Source organism: Lysinibacillus sp. fls2-241-R2A-57, assembly GCF_030209535.1.
Classification (GTDB): Bacteria; Bacillota; Bacilli; order Bacillales_A; family Planococcaceae; genus Lysinibacillus.
This window is the reverse complement of record NZ_JARVRU010000102.1, coordinates 1-1,573: the sequence shown is the minus strand read 5'-3', so window position 1 is coordinate 1,573 and position 1,573 is coordinate 1. Positions and strand designations below refer to the sequence as shown.

The window sequence follows — 1,573 nt, the reverse complement described above, 5'->3', positions numbered from 1 at the left end:
ACAGAACCTATTTAGCGATAGATAGCTGAATCATCAGAAGTCAGCAGAAGCCATAGTACCAGTAATGGGAAGGGCTGAACGAAAGGAGTGAACATGGAAGGGCACATTATATGACAGTGAAGACACAGCCAATCATAAGACTTCCCGTTGCCTTGAAACGCAGAACGTGAATCGCGCAACGAGAAGAGTGGAACTGTTCATATGCATACCTATACCATGAGAACATATGGATTCAAATGGACTAATTTATTTAATAACAGACCGACATAATCTAAACGAAGCTTTTAAGAAGGTACGTAGAAATAAAGGTGCTGCTGGAGTCGATGCGAAAGATATAGAAGCAACACGCCAATACTTAAAAGAAAATAAAGAAAAGATTATTCGTCAAATCCAAACAGGGCAATATACACCGCAACCAGTAAGAAGGGTAGAAATTCCAAAAGGAAATGGTGATACGAGAAAATTGGGGATTCCAACTGTAACAGACCGCGTCATTCAACAAGCAGTTGTTCAAATCTTAACACCAATCATCGACCCAATATTCAGTGACTATAGTTATGGTTTTCGTCCAAATAAAAGTGCTCACCAAGCAATTGCACAAGCACAATCTTATATGGATGAAGGCTATAAATTCGTGGTCGACATGGACCTGGAAAAATTCTTTGACCGTGTTCAACACGATAAACTGATGTCCCTAGTTGCGGGATATATTAAGGATAAGCCAACTTTAAAGTTAATCCGTAAATTTCTCAACGCTGGTACTATGGCAAATGGCGTCATAGTACATAGCCAAGAAGGCACGCCACAAGGTGGTCCACTGAGCCCACTACTTAGTAATATCCTTCTCCACGAATTAGATAAAGAGCTTGAAAAAAGAGGTCACAGATTCGTTCGCTACGCGGATGATTGTAATATCTATGTGAAAAGTTTAAAAGCAGGAGAACGTGTAAAAGTAGGGATGACAACATTTATCGAAAAGAAACTAAAGCTTAAGGTAAATGAGGAGAAATCCGCAGTGGGAAAGCCGAGCGCACGGACATTCTTAGGAGTGAGTTTTTACCGAAGCAAGCAACAAACAAGGATATTCGTGCCGAAGAAAAGTAAACAGAAATTGGAAGATAAAATCCGCCGCCTCACGAATCGTAATCGAAGCATGCGAATGGAGGAAAGAATTAAATACCTCAACTACCTGATTCAGGGATGGGGTAATTACTTTAAAATCGGAGACATTGGTGAATACGCTAAAAAGATGGATGCCCATATACGCCGAAGACTGCGAGCGTGTCGATGGAAAGAATGGAAGAAAACCAAAACCAAGTATCGCAACCTTAAGAAACTTGGTATCCGCTCGAACGACGCTTACAGAATGGCAAATACCCGAAAGGGATATTGGCGTTCATCTAATAATCCAATCATAAATAGAGCCCTAGCTAATAAATACTGGGAGAAACAAAATCTAAAAAGCCTCTCCCAAATCATTTTAAATCCATAAAACTTTTGAACCGCCGTATACGGATCCGTATGTACGGAGGTGTGAGAGGTCGGAGGTTAATCACCTCCTCCTACTCGATTT

At 40.7% G+C, this 1,573-nt stretch carries 1 protein-coding gene; it reads left to right on the top strand.

The annotated features are described in order from the left end of the window. Positions 1 to 226: 226 nt before the first annotated feature. Positions 227 to 1,492, top strand: a complete 1,266-nt coding sequence (gene ltrA / locus QRN68_RS16935) for a group II intron reverse transcriptase/maturase (RefSeq protein ID WP_285398086.1) — start codon at positions 227 to 229, stop codon at positions 1,490 to 1,492. Positions 1,493 to 1,573: the final 81 nt, after the last annotated feature.